Here is a 15,988-nt window from a genome sequence, read left to right as displayed (position 1 = left end):
TTGTTTTAATTTTGGTGGGAATGAAATGGGAATTTTCACCCCTAAAAACACCCATATTTAGGCATTATAAAAACACTAACTTATTGAAATTTAAGGATAAATTGGTGCGCTCAGCGGGACTCGAACCCACGCCACAGGCTTCGGAGACCTGTACTCTATCCAGTTGAGCTATGAGCGCGCGAGCACATCATATCAAAAAAAATCACAAGGTAAAGCATCTATATAGCTTAGAGTGATTTTCCTGCTTATGCTTTATACAATGTTCCATATCTGCAACACAGAATTGCGAGTAGATTACTTGGTTTATTAGGCATAATCGCTCACAATAGTGCCACTATTAATCATTCGAGAATTTCATGACTGATGCATTGACGTTAAGAGATTTGTCCAAAACCTATAAAAATGGGTTTCAGGCTTTAAAAGGCATCGATTTAACTGTTCCTGAAGGCGAGTTCTATGCCCTTCTTGGACCAAATGGTGCAGGCAAATCTACAACGATTGGTATTATCAGCTCATTGACCAAGAAAACCTCAGGCACTGTCGAAATTTTTGGACATAATCTCGATACACACCCCTCTCAAGCCAAACAGTGCTTAGGAGTTGTACCTCAAGAGTTTAACTTCGGTCAGTTTGAAAAAACCTTCGATATCTTAGTCACACAAGCGGGCTATTATGGTATTCCTAAAAAAATTGCGGAAGTTCGTGCCGAAGAATATTTAGAAAAACTCGGCTTATGGGAAAAACGCGGTGTTCAAGCCCGTATGCTTTCAGGTGGTATGAAACGTCGCCTGATGATTGCCCGTGCCATGATGCATGAACCGAAACTCCTTATTTTAGATGAACCCACAGCAGGGGTTGATATTGAGCTGCGGCGTTCAATGTGGGACTTCCTCACAGAAATGAACAATAAAGGCACATCGATCATTTTAACCACACACTATTTAGAAGAAGCGGAAATGCTGTGTCGTCGAATTGCCATTATTGACCGTGGTGTCATTAAAGAAGACACCAGCATGAAAAATTTCCTCAATCAGCTCAATGAAGAAACCTTTATTTTTGATTTGGCCGCACCGATTGAACCGATTCATATCAACATCATTGGGGTTCGTTTCCATTTAGTCGATGCCGTAACTTTAGAAGTGACTATGGATAGAGCACATACCCTCAATGACTTATTTCAATTGCTCGAATCGCAAGGAATCCAAGTCCGCAGTATGCGAAACAAATCCAACCGTTTAGAAGAACTGTTTGTGAAGATGGTCGAAAAAAATCTCGAAGGAACTACGCCATGAACTTAAATCAACTTAGCGTAGCTTTATATACTCTAGTACATAAAGAAATTCGCCGCTTTATGCGCATCTGGCCGCAAACCTTGCTTCCACCTGCCATTACCATGAGTTTGTACTTTGTGATATTTGGCAATTTGGTCGGTTCTCGTATTGGCGAGATGGGCGGTTTTAGCTATATGCAGTTCATCGTACCTGGACTGATTATGATGGCGGTGATTACCAACAGTTATGCTAACGTTTCTTCGAGCTTTTTTAGTGCCAAATTTCAAAAAAGTATTGAAGAGCTAATCATGAGTCCTGTACCTTTGCATGCCATTTTATGGGGCTTTGTCTTAGGTGGTGTCTGTCGCGGGGTCTTGGTCGGTATTATTGTGACAGCTATGAGTTTATTTTTTACTGACCTTTATATTACCAATTGGTTTGTTACGATTTACACCGTCTTGGTCACCTCGTTCTTATTTTCACTGGGTGGTTTTATCAATGCGGTGTATGCGAAATCTTTTGATGACATCTCCATCATCCCAACCTTTGTGCTGACGCCTTTAACTTATTTAGGTGGCGTATTTTATGCCATTTCAGCACTCAGCCCTTTTTGGCAAAATTTATCGTTGATCAATCCAATTGTATATATGGTCAATGCTTTTCGTTTCGGCATCTTAGGTCATAGCGATGTTAACGTCGTCGTCTCCCTGTCTGTTATGACCATATGCTGTGCAGTGCTTTATGGCATTGCTTACTATTTACTTTCTCGTGGTTCAGGAATGCGTGAATAATGAGTGTAGAACATTCTCTTTTGGGTAAAGACACCAATTACCCTACAACTTATCAACCCGATATTCTTTTTCCTATAGCCCGTGCTACAGCACGTGAGCACTATGCACATGTTGAAGGTATTCAACAAGGTAAAGACTGGTGGCATGTTTTTGAAATTTCTTGGTTAAATAACCATGGTGTTCCGCAAGTTGCCATTGGTCGCATCAATCTGCCTGCCACCTCGCCCAACCTCATTGAGTCAAAGTCATTAAAACTTTACTTTAATAGCATGAACTTTACTCAGTTTGAGTCTAAAGCTACGTTTAAAGAAACAGTCGAACAGGATTTATCGGCAGCGGCTGGCGCAGATGTGAATATTGATCTTTTTCATGTCGATGATGTGGAAATTAGTCAACCTGAAGGTATCTGTATTGATGAACTGACTCCGACCCAATTGGAAAATCATCCCAATGCAAATCTATTGGCATTAGATGATACTGCGGAAGATGTTGAAGTACAGATTTACTCACATTTACTCAGAAGTAACTGCCCAGTCACTGGACAACCTGATTGGGGCACGGTATTTATCCGATATAAAGGTAAAAAGCCTTGTTATAACAGCATACTGGCTTATATTATCTCTTATCGTCAGCACAACGGTTTCCACGAACAATGTGTGGAACAAATATTTGCCGATATTTGGCAAAATTTGAAACCTGAAAAGCTGATGGTGTACGCAGCTTATACACGCCGTGGTGGTTTAGACATTAACCCTTGTCGTGTGTCAGATGTGTCATGGATGCCCCGCCCAATTCGATTGGCGCGACAATAAAATAAAGAACATTGAGGTTAATACACGATGCCATTTTTTGGTTTTATTCCATCGACTGAACTTTTACAGACTATTCAAACTGCTCAGCAGAAGAAAGACTCAAGTGAACCTTTATATCCACTTCGTGATAAAACAGCACTCCTCATCAATGATGAAATTATTGATGCCATTTTGACTGAGTTAGTTCGCCGTTTTCCACCGAGTGATAAACGTGACACAGCCGAGAAACTGGCTGGCTATATTAAGTCAACAGTTGCGGTTTTGTTGAAGCAGCTTTTAGGCAAATCATCGAATGATGTGGTTCAAGCATCGATTCAGTTTTCTGAAAAAAGCTTGTTTAAGGATGCTGAAGGTCAGTTCCGTGTGGGTGAAGCGTTAGATGCAAGCTTAGTGACCAGCCTCAAATATAACTATGCTGAAATTAAAGCAGGCAATGAAGTAGATAAAGCCGCGTTAACCGAACTGTATAAACAGTTTGCTGAAGCGACTGTACGTCACTTCATGAATGACTTTAATAAAACCCTCGATTTGGGCATGATTAAGCGTAAAGCGGCCGATATCGGTTCTGCAGCTGTCATTAAAGCAGTGCATATTGCTGCCAATAAAATCATCCCCAATTTAACCAAAGATGAACTTTTAGCTCTGGCTGAATATCACGACACCTTATTTCATGCTTAAGTACTAAAAGTCTTCGAGACTTTTCAGATCAAAATGACTCTACTTGTGTAGGGTCATTTTGGTTTCTAAGCTGTGATTTCTTAGTCTTTATATAAAGCTATATAAAGTCCATATATAAACTGAGACTAGATCTTTTTGTCATTGTCACTAGACCCTAAACACTACAATTTTAATTGCCTCTATATAAGGAAGACTTTTTATATCAGTCAGTAAAACTTGACTTATATAGTCACGTAAATATTCTGCCTGAAAAACTGTGCCATTTTGATTGATCTGTCCTTTATATAGGCTGAGTTTGTCTTTTTTTGTATACCTATTTGCCCGCTTCAGTACAGACAATGTTATCTTAAAGCCTATTCACGCTAGACTCCGTTCACAAGAATTTCGACATAACAGAAACGCGAACTATGGGCATTCCCCTATTCGCTTTGCTCCACTGCCAATAACGACTCTGGAAATTAGACTTCTATGTTAAATTTAAACTTTTATAACAAAGTTAAACGTTTACCTTTATTGATTGGCGCTTTGTCGATCACCAGTTTTTGCCAAGCCAACGATTTCGCTTCTCATCCTGACTATTACAGCTTTAAACAAAAAACCATGCAAAATTATGGTCTGTCTGCTGAACAAGTTGATTGGGCGATGAATGGTTCTAAAAATGTACCCAACATCATTAACATTATGAACCGCCCTGGTGAAAGTAAACCGTGGTACGAATATAAAACCAACTTTATGGCGGAAAGCACCATTCAACGTGGTGTCCGTTTCAAAGCCCAATATGCAGATACTTTAAACCGCGCCGAACAACAATTTGGTGTACCTCAATCAGTCATTCTCGGCATTTTAGGGGTAGAAACAGGTTTTGGGAGCAATAAAGGTAATTTTGTGACCCGTGATGCCTTAGCCACTTTAGGTTTTGGTTACGAACGCCGTAAGCAATATTTCCAAGATGAACTCAGTGCTTTAATCGCATGGAGCTACAAAGATGGCGTGCCAACCAACTCAGTTGTAGGTTCTTATGCAGGTGCGGTGGGCTACCCACAATTTATGCCTAGCAATATTCCAAAGTTTGGTGTGGATTATGACGGCAATGGCCATGTCGATTTACGAAATTCAGCAGTCGATGCGATTGGTTCAATTGCCAACTATTTAGCAAATCATGGCTGGCAACGTAATCAGCCAATTGGATTCGCAGCACGCTATAGTGGCTCAAATCCTGAAGCGGTCATTGCTAAAGATTTAACTTTACCGACGCCTTATGGTGTTTTAAAAAATCAGGGCATTCAACCGACCAATCCGATTGTCAAAATCGATGATTTAGATATGGTGAATGTGATCCAACTACAGGAAAATTATGGGCAAAGTTATTACATCACTTACCCTAACTTTCAAGTGATTACGACCTATAACAAGAGCCGTATGTATGCGACTGCAGTGTGGCAATTAGGGGCTGAAATTGCTAGCCGATAGAGCTAGCTTTTTACTCAAGCTTGAGATGTCAATAAAAAAATATTTAAAAATGATGTAAATTTCGGCATTTTTCATACATTGTTACAATATAGGTTATTTTTTAATCAAAAAATGTTCGGTTTATGTAGTTTTTATCATTATTTTAATTAAACACTAGACATGCTTATGACTGCATGAATATTATCCATTTCGTCAAATGTTGTTGCAAAAGTGAATTAACAGGCAAGTTTTTTTATCTTTCAACCACTTAGTTTAAAGAAAAAAGTATTGTCTTTTGGAGTTTATAAATGCAGTCTTCACTTAAATATATACTGGCCATTGCCTCGACCATCGCGCTGAGCCAATCGCAAGCAGAGATGGTTCAGTCATCATTTACCAATGATAACGATAACTCTCGCCTAGCTGCGCGTGTCTTGAATAAAGATGCTCAAGGCTTCAACTCACACTTCTCAAATTTAAATAGCCTTTCAATCACTGAACGTTCAGGCGATAAAATTCGTCGCGAAACAATCGCTGCAAAAATTGAGATCCCTGAAGAAGAGCCTTCAGTGATTGAAAAGTTAAATACTGTTGCATCAAATACAGTACGTAAGTTTAGTCAAACGGGCATGGCGTCTTGGTATGGTCGTCAGTTCCACGGTCGTAAAACAGCAAGTGGTGAAACATTCGATATGAATGCATTAACTGCAGCTCACCGTAGCTTGCCGCTAAACTGTTTTATTCGTGTAACGAATAAAACCAATGGTAAAAGTGTTGTGGTTAAAGTAAATGACCGCGGCCCATTCCACGGTAACCGCGTGCTTGATCTTTCTTATGGCGCTGCTAAGCAACTGGGTATTACCAATGCCGGTACTGCGAAAGTCAGCATTGAACGTATTGATGGACCAAACTCTTAAGACTCTTTCCTACAGCACGCATTTGACAGCAAAGCCACAGTAATGTGGCTTTTTTATTGTCCTATCTTTGCCTAATGTTTTACACAATCGTAAACAGCTCGATCTCCATCATTTGATCCCTCCCAGATGCTTAGTTTGAATAAGATGCGAAATCTAATCGATCCGATTTTTTGAAGTGAGTGTGCTCACATCTTTACAGCGGTGGAAGACTAGCAAAATTAAATATTTTCTCAGCTCATTCTTATCTGATCAAAGCCAATTTTTCTACCCACCTTGAACTGTAGTTTTATCCATTCGTCAAATTCAAATGATTTTATGAATTACCTAGTAAATTGAGCGCCATTTTGGGGATATTGGATTCACTATTGCCCTACATGTTTTTATATAATTGAGTCCATTCTATGGACCAAAACTCAAAAGAAAACCTTCTTATTTCTTCAAAGTTCTCAAAACACGACTCATTTGCTCTATTTTCAACTTTTCTAGTTCCTCAATCAAAGCTACGCCAATTTGATAGACATAGTAAAAATCGCAATTGGTGAGCTTTTAGAGCAACACAAATTTAAAAGCAATGAAAAAGATCGGGCTCTCAAACTTTTTTATCCTTTTTTCGGTATTTTATGGGCCTATTTGCTGATGAAATGCTAGAAATCGAATAACAGATTCAGACCATAAAAAAATCCTAAACTCAGCAAAATACTGAGCAATAATTTTCTCGTCAAAAGAGTGGTTAACAGCGTAAAAATTGCACCATAAAAATAGCTATTTTCAAATATCCCTTTCCAATGTCCACCTTCAAAAAAAACCAGTGGCAAACAAATCGAAACCATAAGGCAAGGCGCCGCATATTTCAGCATGCGTGTCGCAAATTTAGGCAGGCGAATTTGAGTTTTAGGCTCTAAAAATAAATACCGATTAAAAAAAGTCACACAGGTCAAATTCAAAACAAATAACCAGGTCATGTTTTAGTCCTCCGCTTGATCAAAAAACGCAGCAACCCACATACCACTAAACCCAGCCAGCAAAATAGCTGATCCGAGTTCTAACCAACTCAAAATCAACACCATGATCGACGAACTCACCACGCCATAAATTGCAGCTTTATTCTGAATCAGCATCACTGCCATAACCAAGAACACCACCACAATTGAAAATTCTAAGTGGAGAGTTGAAAGATCAGGTACTTTATTTGCTAGCAAAATACCCATTAGACTAAACAACACCCAACTGACATAAAAGCTGAATCCTGCACCCAACATATAGGCATAAGACGGCTTTTCCTTCAGCATCGCGGTGGCGTAGAGTTCATCGGTTAGCAAAAAGCCGATGCTCAGTCTTCTTTTGAGTGACCATGGCTTCACCTCCTCTCTTAAACTCAGTGCATAAATAAAGTGCTGACTGGTTAAAAAAAATACGGTGATCAGAATACTCAGTAAAGATGCACCCGTCATGAGCATACTCAAACTGACCAATTGTGCCGCACCTGCAAACACTAACGCTGACATGCCTACAGCTTGCATGACACTCAGGCCCGCATTAATCGCTGCTGAGCCTGCCAATATTCCCCATGGAATAACGGCGACTGAAAGCGGCAACATATCCTGTACACCACGGAAAAAGCTTAAACTTTTTTGTTGGATCAATTACGACTGCACAGCAGACTCCATTTTTCAATTCGCTAGAGTCAATATGCGGCATACCTTAGATGGCTTTCTTGTATGAAATTGCTGTTATTTTAAATTTTATGTGCCATATATTGCGCAGGCGTACAGCCCAAAGACTTTTTAAAATGACGAGTGTAATGGCTTTGATCGGAGAAACCACAGAGTTGTGCGACTGTCGCAATCTCGCAGCCTTGTTTAAGTAAATATAATGATTTACGTAATCGAAACTGTACCAACCATGCATGAGGTGGAAGTCCAGTAAACTTTTTAAATTGACGTAATAAATGCCATGGGCTCATCCCGACGACAGCGGCGAGCTCGGCCAGTTGATGCTCTCTTTCAGGTTCCGCAGCAAGTAGTTCTTGTACCAAGACCACTTTACGCTGCGCTTCAGGCAAGTCTTTTAATATTTTTTTAGATTGATTATAACGACTTAATAAATAAGCCAAAGTTGAAATATATAAACTCTGCTTAAACAGTGTATTTTTCGGCTGTAACAACAAATCGAACAGCAAATTCAATTGTTCGGCTAGTCCTTCATCATGAACCACAGCTTGCGGAAACCACGGCATAGTGCCGGCTTCATGAAAAAAATCTTGACTCACCTCTTGGATCATTTCAGGGGTCGGATAAATTGCCCGATAACACCAACCAGTTTCAACAGCAGAAGAACCCGTATGTACCTCATCAGCATTGAACAAAATAATATCGCCTTGCGGCGCAATATGCTGATTTCCTGTGCGCAAAAAGGATTGTGCATCTTCATCAATTAAACCAATACAATAGCCTTCATGGGTATGTTTTGAAAACTGCGTATGCTGATAGGAGGCTTTTAACATTTCAAGACCATCAAGTTCCTGAACATGATGGTAATTTACAAATTCACTGGGTCTGATTTCGTGCATGAGTTGGCCTCTCCTGAACACTCAGCATACTGCGATTCAGCAAAACGTATAGAACAAAATTGCTCTACTACTGATAGGTTTTTCCTTGGTGTTTTAACCAACCACCTTCATGGCGCTGTTGTGGATCGTGATGTGTCCAGTGGATCACCCCGCCTTTTTCACTATATTCGTATTCACCATTGAAACCAACGGTATCGCCTTTTTGTAAGCGTTCAATGCGTGGTGCCAAATCAATATTATGTGCAACCAAAACCGTCATTGCATTAGGGAGTTCTACAATAAATTTTTGATGACGAGAACCATCATTATCATCTTTAAGCACAGCCACAACACGCCCTTGTGATTGAACTTGAATATTACTTTTCCGGTTTTGAAACGCTTGGGCAATTTTTGCTGTGCCATCAAGTACTTGATTTTGCGGTTGGCTGGTCTGTGTAGAGGGCTCTACCGCGACTGATGGTGTCGATGTTTGTAATTGATTTTCTTGAAGATCGATTCCGAAATATGCAGCAATCAATAGTATGATCACCGCGCCAATACTCAGGTTGGTTTTGTTGGCCACTTATCTACTTCCTCGTTTTATTTTTATTAATTGTATAAAAAAAGCCCCAAAGGGGCTTTTTTTACTCAAAATAATTTTTCAATTATTTTGCAGCAGCTTGAGCAGCAGCAACTTCTTCAGCGAAAGAAAGTTCAGCTTTTTTCTCAATACCTTCACCCACTTCAAAGCGAGCAAATTGAACAACTGTAGTACCAGTTGCTTTAAGAACGTCCGCAACTTTCTTGTCGTTGTCGATTACGTACATTTGACGATCAAGAGCAACTTCGTTCAAGTATTTCTCAACTGAACCAGTGACCATTTTCTCAACGATGTTTGCAGGCTTACCAGATTCGATTGCTTTAGCTTCAGCAATTTCTTTCTCTTTAGCGATAAGTTCAGCAGATACACCCTCAGCAGAGATAGCAACTGGGTTGAACGCAGCAACGTGCATTGCAATACCTTTACCAGTCGCAGCATCACCTGTGTAAGATACAACAACACCGATTTTTAAACCGTGTTTGTAAACTGCAAGGTTTTCGCCTTCAATGATTTGAGCACGACGAACTTGGATGTTTTCACCGATTTTTTGAACAAGAGCAATACGCGCTTCTTCTACAGTTGCACCATCTTCAAGTTTCAATTCAGCAATTTTAGCAGCATCAGTTTCGCCAGCAGCTAACGCAGCAGCAGCAACTTGAGCAGAGAAACCAGCAAAGTTTTCGTCTTTAGCAACGAAGTCAGTTTGGCAGTTTACTTCTAAAAGAAGCGCTTTGTTACCGTCTTGAGCGATAGTGATTGCGCCATCAGCTGCAATGTTACCCGCTTTTTTAGCCGCTTTAGCTTGACCAGATTTACGAAGGTTATCAATCGCTAATTCGATGTCACCATTCGCTTCTGTTAATGCTTTTTTACATTCCATCATTGCAAGACCAGTACGATCGCGCAATTCTTTAACCATGCTTGCTGTAACTGCAGTCATGTCAATCTCCTAAATACGGTAGAAAATGAATTCTTTTTAGAACAGAAACGGCCCAGAGCTGTCTCTTGGGCCGTCTGCATACATGACGCTTACTTTGCCACCATCACATGTCGCAAAAATGACAAGCTTACGTCAAACGCATTAAGCCTCAGGAGCTTCTTTAGCTTCTTCAACTTTAGCTTGTGCATTTGCTTGTGATTGAGCATATTCTTTACCAGCAAGAATCGCATCAGCCATAGCAGAAGCATACAAAGTAACTGCACGGATCGCATCGTCATTACCCGGAATAACGTAGTCTACGTTGTCTGGGTTAGAGTTTGTATCAACGATACCGATTACAGGAATACCAAGGTTTTTAGCTTCTTTAATTGCAATTGCTTCGTGATCAACGTCGATTACGAATAATGCGTCAGGTAAACCACCCATGTTCTTAACGCCGCCTAAAGCGCGTTCAAGTTTTTCCATCTCACGAGTACGCTCTAAAGCTTCACGTTTAGTAAGCTTAGCGAAAGTACCATCTTGAGATTGAGTTTGAAGGTCTTTAAGACGGTTGATAGATTGGCGAAGTGTTTTCCAGTTCGTCAACATACCACCTAACCAACGGTGATCAACATATGGTTGACCAGCACGTTGTGCTTGTTCACGGATGATGTTAGAAGCAGCACGTTTCGTACCAACAAACAATACTTTATTCTTTTTGCTAGCAAGGTTGTTAACAAAGTTCAAAGCATCATTTAACGCAGGAACAGTGTGCTCAAGGTTGATGATGTGAATTTTGTTACGCGCACCAAAGATGTATTGACGCATCTTTGGGTTCCAGAAACGTGTTTGGTGACCGAAGTGTGCGCCTGCTTGAAGAAGGTCGCGCATGCTTACGTTGTAATCTGCCATTTTCTTTACCTTAAAGTTTGGGTTAGGCCTCCATATATCCGCATCCTCCACCCTAACGGGCACCCAGAGAAATGTGTCGATATATGTGCGGATTTTATTGCCCCATCGCACAAAGCCCGTGAAATTTATTCACGAAAAAGCATTTGATAAAATGGGCGGCTATTTATACCATAGTCACACACAAATTTCCAAAAGTTTTTAGAGATCATGAACAGTACTTACGAAGCACCCCGTCGACTCATCAAAAGCGCTGAAGACATCGAAAAGATGCGTGTGGCTGGACGACTGGCGGCTGAAGTCTTGGATATGATCAAGCCACATATTAAACCAGGTGTGACTACACTTGAGTTAGATACGATTTGTCACGATTATATTGTCAATAAACAAGACGCGATTCCAGCATGTTTAGGTTACGGTGCAGCACCAGGTCGCCCTGCTTTCCAACATGTGATTTGTACTTCTGTAAACCATGTGGTCTGTCACGGCATTCCTTCAGATGCAAAAGTGTTGAAAAAAGGCGATATTTTAAATATTGATGTGACGGTCATTAAAGATGGTTTCCACGGCGATACCAACATGATGTACATCGTGGGTGGCGAAACTTCTATTCTCGCGAATCGTTTATGTAAAGTGGCACAAGAAGCAATGTACCGTGGAATAGCAACAGTGAAGCCGGGTTCAACCATTGGCGACATTGGTCATGCCATTCAACAATATGTCGAATCGGAACGTTTTGGTGTCGTGCGTGAATATTGTGGTCACGGTATTGGAACTGTGTTCCATGACGAACCCCAAGTCTTACACTATGGTCAACCAAACTCAGGCATGATTTTAGAAGAAGGCATGACCTTTACCATTGAGCCAATGGTCAATGGTGGTGACTGGAAAACTAAATTATTGGGGGATAAATGGACGGTAGTGACCAAAGACCATAGCTTGTCTGCACAGTATGAACATACGTTATTGGTCACTAAAAACGGGGTTGAAGTTTTAACTGCACGTCCTGAAGAAGATTTATCACGTTTTCAGTCTTAAATGCTGTCATTGGCATAAAATATGATGCCATCTGTCAAAAAGACCACCTACTGGTGGTCTTTTTTATGACTAAGCAAATATTAGATGTGAAATTTATTCTTTATTTTACAAACAGCTAGAATCAAAAAATATTCAACAGTAGCGCTCTATTACATTCATTCACCTGTAACAAAGATTGCAAGCAAGTAACACGATCACACAAAATGGGTTTTGACATTCACAAATGTCAAAAACACATATCCTTTAAAAACAACAGCTTTATCGTAGCAGCAACCTTAATAATACGCACTATAAAAACGAATAGCTAATTTGGACATGGAGTCCCAGAATGAAAAAAACATTGCTTTGTGTAGCAACGTCTATTGCTGCCTTGCCTATGCTCACACATGCAGATTCACCTTATTTTAGTCTACACGATGGTGATGGATTTAAACGCTTTTCTGTATCGGTCGGTGCTTTACACGTCATGCCACAAGGTAAAGCCCAACCCTTCCGAGTTAACACATCGGTTAAAGAAAGCGAAACTGCAAAAGTTGGAGATATCAAAGCACAAACGGTGCTCGACAATATCAAGCCAGGAAGTAGCGTCAATCCTCTCTTAAAGGCTACTCTTGATGGGCTAGCTTTAATTAATGCTGATGTCCCCTCAGCACTAAGTGGAACTGCTGAAATCCGTGGACTCAGTCAATGGGATAATCCAGGTACGGGTTTAGAAGCCGATGATGTCACTACATTGGGCATCATGACCAATTACTTTTTTACCGACAATATTTCTTTTGAAATGAAAGCAGGGATTCCACCAAAAGTCGATTTACAAGGTAAAGGAAAAATTTATGCGCCTTTCTCAGCAACTGCAACACCTATGGGCGGAGCTTTAGGAAATTTAGAACTTGAAAATGATATTTTCATTACTGACTTAGAAGCATATGGCCCTGCGGCATCTGCACGCGCGTGGACACCTGCTTTCGAGTTCCAATATCACTTTGGTAAAACAGGTGTGAATAAATTCCGCCCTTATGTCGGTGTTGGAATGATGTATGCCTACTTTAATGAGTTGGAAATTAACCCACAAACTGAAAAAGACTTGATTGCAGCAGGTCATATGATTGCCAATATTAAAGAAGGAAATGCTGGCGCATCACTTGAAGGGAAAAAAAGTTCAGCCAATCCCAAAGTTAAGCTAGAAGCAACTGATGCCTTCGCCCCTATTGCAACCGTCGGTTTCACCTATGACTTTAATGATAAATGGTTTGCTGTCGGCTCGGTGTCCTATGCTCATCTTAAAAATGAAACCACGATTACCGTCAAAGATGCTACGCACGGTGAACTGATCAAATCCACAGCCGATATTGAAATTAACCCCATTCTGGCGTATGCAGGTGTCGGCTACCGATTCTAAGCTTCAAACAACTACCAAAAAGACGACACCAAGTCGTCTTTTTTCATGAATATTCATTGTTTTTATTGATCAAATAGTCAATTTTTTATCATCGCTTTCAGCAAATAATTCACTTAATATAGCGAACTCTAAGCTCATTTTTTGGTTGAAATATGTCAGAAACTCGTTTTTCCAAACCGCTGATTTATATGCTCATTGGAAGTGCAATAATTCTGGCATTATCACTGGGTGTCCGACATGGCTTTGGACTCTACCTTGTGCCTATGAGTGATGAGTTTGGCTGGGGACATAATGTTTTTAGTCTAGCGATTGCGATGCAAAACCTGATTTGGGGCGCTGCACAGCCCTTTACAGGTGCATTAGCAGATAAATATGGCTCTAAAATCGTGGTTGCCGTCGGTGGTGTGTTGTATACCATCGGTTTGCTACTCATGGCAGTCAGCTCTACGGGTTGGTTACTCAACTTAAGTGTCGGTCTTATTTTGGGCCTAGCATTATCTGCGACCTCTTTTTCTGTATTGTTATCCGCGGTGGGTCGTGCTGCACCGCCTGAAAAACGTAGCCTTGCTATGGGCATTGCCAGTGCAGCGGGTTCTTTTGGGCAGTTCATTATGCTGCCGTCAACCTTACTGCTGTTACAAAACTTTGGCTGGTCTGCGGCGTTGGTCGTTAGTGCACTTTTAATTGCGATGATTATTCCACTGGCTTGGATGCTCAAAGCTCCCGCCTTTGTTGTACCGAATGCGTCAACCAATCAAGTTCAGCTCAGTTTTAAAGATATTTTAGTCATTGCGAAAAACCATAAACCATTTTGGTTCCTATCACTTGGTTTTTTGGTCTGTGGCTTCCAAGTGGTCTTTATAGGTATCCATTTACCTGGCTATTTGATTGACCATGGTTTTAATGCAACTACAGGAACTGTTTTCTTAGCGCTGGTCGGTTTATTTAATATCGTTGGCACCTACACTGCGGGCTGGCTAGGTGGGAAGTATTCTAAACCAAAGTTACTGATGGGCTTATATGGACTCAGAGGCATTGCCATTATTGCCTTTTTGATGCTCCCACTCAGCACAGTCACCATCTATAGCTTTGGTGTAGTGATGGGTTTATTATGGTTATCTACAGTGCCTTTGACCAACGGTATTGTGGCCAATATGTTTGGTATTAAATATCTGAGCATGCTGAGCGGGATCGTGTTCTTTACCCATCAAGTTGGTTCATTTTTCGGTGGATGGCTAGGTGGTGTGAACCATGACGTGACAGGTAATTATGACTTGATTTGGCTGTTTTCTATTATTCTGAGTGTTTTTGGCGTGCTGGTACATTTCTTTGTCGATGAAAAGGCGGTTGTCCATGACTAATTCATTTTTATGGCTCAAATGCGGTATCGGCATTAGCATTATTGCGTTGTTTGCTCTGGCTATTAGCCTTTGGCTGAATACGCCTGACCTGTTTGAGTATTTTAATCAGGCATTTTGCGCTCATTAAATCTGCATATTTTGAGCTCAATATTTCATTATAAAAGAAAAGCAATATAATCATCAGCTTAGTATTTTTTAAATTTTTTCATAAGTTTAGAACTTCTTTTAATTTTAAGATTACACATATTTTGATTACATTTTCTCTAGACCGCATATCTAGAGAAAATAATCAAAATGACCGCATTAACTCAACTTTCACAAGCGATTCATGATGCCCAACGTTGGCATCAACCTGAACAATTTCAAAATCCAGAAGAAATACAAATTATCCCACTGGCGGAAGAAGCCTTAGGTGCTGTGGTTTTTGGTTTAGATGCCCGTAAAGCCCAAGCAGGAGAGACCATCTATCGCTTGAAAGAAGCTTTGGCTGAACATCTACTTTTAATTTTTAAAAACCAAACTTTGGATGATCTGCAATATTTAGTCTTTGCCAGCTATTTTGGTTCTATTTTCCGTCCAAGTGCAGACAATCCTGTCCTTGCTAGTCAGTCTGACACTGGTGTTCCACCCAATGTGGTTCCTGTTTCCAATGCAGTCGGTCAAGGCGACTACACCGGTCATGGCGAACTCACCCCACATGCCGATCACCAGTGGACACCTCTTCCCTCTTTTGGCTCTCTACTCTATGCCCTTGAACTTCCTCAAGACGGCGGACAAACCTCTTGGTTCAATACCATCAAAGCCTATGACGCGCTTCCCGGTGACGTGAAAAAGCAGATCGACCAGCTACAGCTGATTACTTATAACCCATTCGTCCGTGCGCAAAGTAATACAGGCAATACGGGTTATGGAGACAGCCCTTATTATCGCTTTAAAGATCAACCCATTTTAGGTCATGCCTATCCGCATCCCTTAGTCCGCACACATCCAGAATCTGGGCGTAAAGCGCTTTGGCTCAATACCCGTTCGGAAGTTGAATTACTTAATGTCGATGATAGCGAAGGCAGTGAACTGATTGCTGCACTTCGTACGCACATCCTCAAACCTGAGTTTCGCTATGAACATCACTGGGAAACTGGAGATATTGTATTTTGGGACAATCAGGTAACACTACATTCACGTCGTCCCTTCCCTGTCGATCAACGTCGCTTACTCAAACGTATTAGTCTTGCAGGTGGGCGTCCTTACTAAGCGATAAATAAAATGAATGATTTATGGGTATGACACTAAAATGT

At 40.7% G+C, this 15,988-nt stretch carries 17 protein-coding genes and 1 tRNA gene; 11 read left to right on the top strand and 7 right to left on the bottom strand.

What is annotated here, in order from left to right; all coding sequences use genetic code 11:
* Positions 1-102 precede the first annotated feature (102 nt).
* Positions 103-178: transfer RNA gene (locus tag AC4CUZ_RS09105), tRNA-Arg, on the bottom strand.
* A 178-nt stretch (positions 179-356) separates the two neighbouring features.
* On the opposite strand from AC4CUZ_RS09105, the gene AC4CUZ_RS09100 reads away from it, so the two are divergent.
* From AC4CUZ_RS09100 to AC4CUZ_RS09075, 6 genes are all read left to right on the top strand, one after another.
* Entirely contained in the window at positions 357-1,292 is a 936-nt protein-coding gene (locus AC4CUZ_RS09100; protein WP_201951991.1) for an ABC transporter ATP-binding protein, read from the top strand.
* The gene (locus AC4CUZ_RS09095) at positions 1,289-2,062 is read left to right on the top strand and encodes an ABC transporter permease (protein WP_004982514.1); all 774 of its coding nucleotides are present in this window, start codon (positions 1,289-1,291) and stop codon (positions 2,060-2,062) included. Before AC4CUZ_RS09100 ends, AC4CUZ_RS09095 begins: the two co-directional genes overlap by 4 nt.
* Positions 2,062-2,874 carry an NADPH-dependent 7-cyano-7-deazaguanine reductase QueF gene (queF, locus tag AC4CUZ_RS09090; RefSeq protein WP_168158078.1) on the top strand — a complete coding sequence of 271 codons (813 nt, stop codon included), beginning with the start codon at positions 2,062-2,064 and terminating at the stop codon, positions 2,872-2,874. The genes AC4CUZ_RS09095 and queF overlap by 1 nt, the downstream gene beginning before the upstream one ends.
* Positions 2,875-2,901: 27 nt before the next feature.
* Positions 2,902-3,552: a hypothetical protein gene (locus AC4CUZ_RS09085; RefSeq protein ID WP_004695843.1), complete on the top strand. Its 651-nt coding sequence runs from the start codon at positions 2,902-2,904 to the stop codon at positions 3,550-3,552.
* Positions 3,553-4,020: 468 nt separating this feature from the next.
* Positions 4,021-5,022, top strand: coding sequence for a lytic murein transglycosylase B (mltB, locus tag AC4CUZ_RS09080; RefSeq protein WP_062033930.1), 1,002 nt, complete (start codon positions 4,021-4,023; stop codon positions 5,020-5,022).
* 287 nt (positions 5,023-5,309) lie between these two features.
* Entirely contained in the window at positions 5,310-5,918 is a 609-nt protein-coding gene (locus AC4CUZ_RS09075; RefSeq protein WP_004695839.1) for a septal ring lytic transglycosylase RlpA family protein, read from the top strand.
* Positions 5,919-6,562: 644 nt separating this feature from the next.
* Here AC4CUZ_RS09075 and AC4CUZ_RS09070 read toward each other — a convergent pair.
* The 6 genes from AC4CUZ_RS09070 to rpsB all read right to left on the bottom strand — a co-directional run bounded on the left by AC4CUZ_RS09070 (position 6,563) and on the right by rpsB (position 10,898).
* Positions 6,563-6,880 (bottom strand): AzlD domain-containing protein, encoded by a 318-nt coding sequence (locus tag AC4CUZ_RS09070; RefSeq protein ID WP_201951994.1) that lies wholly within the window; start codon positions 6,878-6,880, stop codon positions 6,563-6,565.
* 3 nt (positions 6,881-6,883) lie between these two features.
* Entirely contained in the window at positions 6,884-7,516 is a 633-nt protein-coding gene (locus AC4CUZ_RS09065) for an AzlC family ABC transporter permease (RefSeq protein ID WP_227557101.1), read from the bottom strand.
* A gap of 137 nt (positions 7,517-7,653) precedes the next feature.
* Entirely contained in the window at positions 7,654-8,487 is an 834-nt protein-coding gene (locus AC4CUZ_RS09060; RefSeq protein ID WP_201951997.1) for an AraC family transcriptional regulator, read from the bottom strand.
* A 67-nt stretch (positions 8,488-8,554) separates the two neighbouring features.
* On the bottom strand, positions 8,555-9,049 hold the full coding sequence (locus AC4CUZ_RS09055) for a DUF3465 domain-containing protein (RefSeq protein WP_004695827.1): 495 nt from the start codon (positions 9,047-9,049) through the stop codon (positions 8,555-8,557).
* Between the two features lie 82 nt (positions 9,050-9,131).
* Positions 9,132-10,007, bottom strand: a complete 876-nt coding sequence (gene tsf / locus AC4CUZ_RS09050) for a translation elongation factor Ts (RefSeq protein ID WP_004695824.1) — start codon at positions 10,005-10,007, stop codon at positions 9,132-9,134.
* 141 nt (positions 10,008-10,148) lie between these two features.
* On the bottom strand, positions 10,149-10,898 hold the full coding sequence (rpsB, locus tag AC4CUZ_RS09045; RefSeq protein WP_004982536.1) for a 30S ribosomal protein S2: 750 nt from the start codon (positions 10,896-10,898) through the stop codon (positions 10,149-10,151).
* A 207-nt stretch (positions 10,899-11,105) separates the two neighbouring features.
* On the opposite strand from rpsB, the gene map reads away from it, so the two are divergent.
* The 5 genes from map (at position 11,106) to AC4CUZ_RS09020 (ending at position 15,944) form a co-directional block, all read left to right on the top strand.
* The gene (map, locus tag AC4CUZ_RS09040) at positions 11,106-11,933 is read left to right on the top strand and encodes a type I methionyl aminopeptidase (protein ID WP_004695821.1); all 828 of its coding nucleotides are present in this window, start codon (positions 11,106-11,108) and stop codon (positions 11,931-11,933) included.
* 328 nt (positions 11,934-12,261) lie between these two features.
* Positions 12,262-13,332, top strand: a complete 1,071-nt coding sequence (locus AC4CUZ_RS09035) for an OmpW/AlkL family protein (RefSeq protein ID WP_490747498.1) — start codon at positions 12,262-12,264, stop codon at positions 13,330-13,332.
* A 152-nt stretch (positions 13,333-13,484) separates the two neighbouring features.
* Positions 13,485-14,693, top strand: coding sequence for an MFS transporter (locus AC4CUZ_RS09030; protein ID WP_201952004.1), 1,209 nt, complete (start codon positions 13,485-13,487; stop codon positions 14,691-14,693).
* Positions 14,686-14,820 carry a hypothetical protein gene (locus AC4CUZ_RS09025; protein WP_004982541.1) on the top strand — a complete coding sequence of 45 codons (135 nt, stop codon included), beginning with the start codon at positions 14,686-14,688 and terminating at the stop codon, positions 14,818-14,820. Before AC4CUZ_RS09030 ends, AC4CUZ_RS09025 begins: the two co-directional genes overlap by 8 nt.
* Positions 14,821-14,987: 167 nt before the next feature.
* Positions 14,988-15,944: a TauD/TfdA dioxygenase family protein gene (locus tag AC4CUZ_RS09020; RefSeq protein WP_490747497.1), complete on the top strand. Its 957-nt coding sequence runs from the start codon at positions 14,988-14,990 to the stop codon at positions 15,942-15,944.
* Positions 15,945-15,988 lie beyond the last annotated feature (44 nt).

It is taken from the genome of Acinetobacter sp. 789_lipA (assembly GCF_058242845.1).
The sequence above is the reverse complement of the archived record's forward strand: the minus strand, read 5'-3'. Positions and strand labels throughout refer to the sequence as shown.

Coding starts and splice junctions, on each gene's coding strand:
- AC4CUZ_RS09100 (WP_201951991.1), top strand. CDS start 357: ATGACTGATGCATTGACGTTAAGAGATTTGTCCAAAACCTATAAAAAT.
- AC4CUZ_RS09095 (WP_004982514.1), top strand. CDS start 1,289: ATGAACTTAAATCAACTTAGCGTAGCTTTATATACTCTAGTACATAAA.
- queF (WP_168158078.1), top strand. CDS start 2,062: ATGAGTGTAGAACATTCTCTTTTGGGTAAAGACACCAATTACCCTACA.
- AC4CUZ_RS09085 (WP_004695843.1), top strand. CDS start 2,902: ATGCCATTTTTTGGTTTTATTCCATCGACTGAACTTTTACAGACTATT.
- mltB (WP_062033930.1), top strand. CDS start 4,021: ATGTTAAATTTAAACTTTTATAACAAAGTTAAACGTTTACCTTTATTG.
- AC4CUZ_RS09075 (WP_004695839.1), top strand. CDS start 5,310: ATGCAGTCTTCACTTAAATATATACTGGCCATTGCCTCGACCATCGCG.
- AC4CUZ_RS09070 (WP_201951994.1), bottom strand. CDS start 6,880: ATGACCTGGTTATTTGTTTTGAATTTGACCTGTGTGACTTTTTTTAAT.
- AC4CUZ_RS09065 (WP_227557101.1), bottom strand. CDS start 7,516: ATGTTGCCGCTTTCAGTCGCCGTTATTCCATGGGGAATATTGGCAGGC.
- AC4CUZ_RS09060 (WP_201951997.1), bottom strand. CDS start 8,487: ATGCACGAAATCAGACCCAGTGAATTTGTAAATTACCATCATGTTCAG.
- tsf (WP_004695824.1), bottom strand. CDS start 10,007: ATGACTGCAGTTACAGCAAGCATGGTTAAAGAATTGCGCGATCGTACT.
- rpsB (WP_004982536.1), bottom strand. CDS start 10,898: ATGGCAGATTACAACGTAAGCATGCGCGACCTTCTTCAAGCAGGCGCA.
- map (WP_004695821.1), top strand. CDS start 11,106: ATGAACAGTACTTACGAAGCACCCCGTCGACTCATCAAAAGCGCTGAA.
- AC4CUZ_RS09035 (WP_490747498.1), top strand. CDS start 12,262: ATGAAAAAAACATTGCTTTGTGTAGCAACGTCTATTGCTGCCTTGCCT.
- AC4CUZ_RS09030 (WP_201952004.1), top strand. CDS start 13,485: ATGTCAGAAACTCGTTTTTCCAAACCGCTGATTTATATGCTCATTGGA.
- AC4CUZ_RS09025 (WP_004982541.1), top strand. CDS start 14,686: ATGACTAATTCATTTTTATGGCTCAAATGCGGTATCGGCATTAGCATT.
- AC4CUZ_RS09020 (WP_490747497.1), top strand. CDS start 14,988: ATGACCGCATTAACTCAACTTTCACAAGCGATTCATGATGCCCAACGT.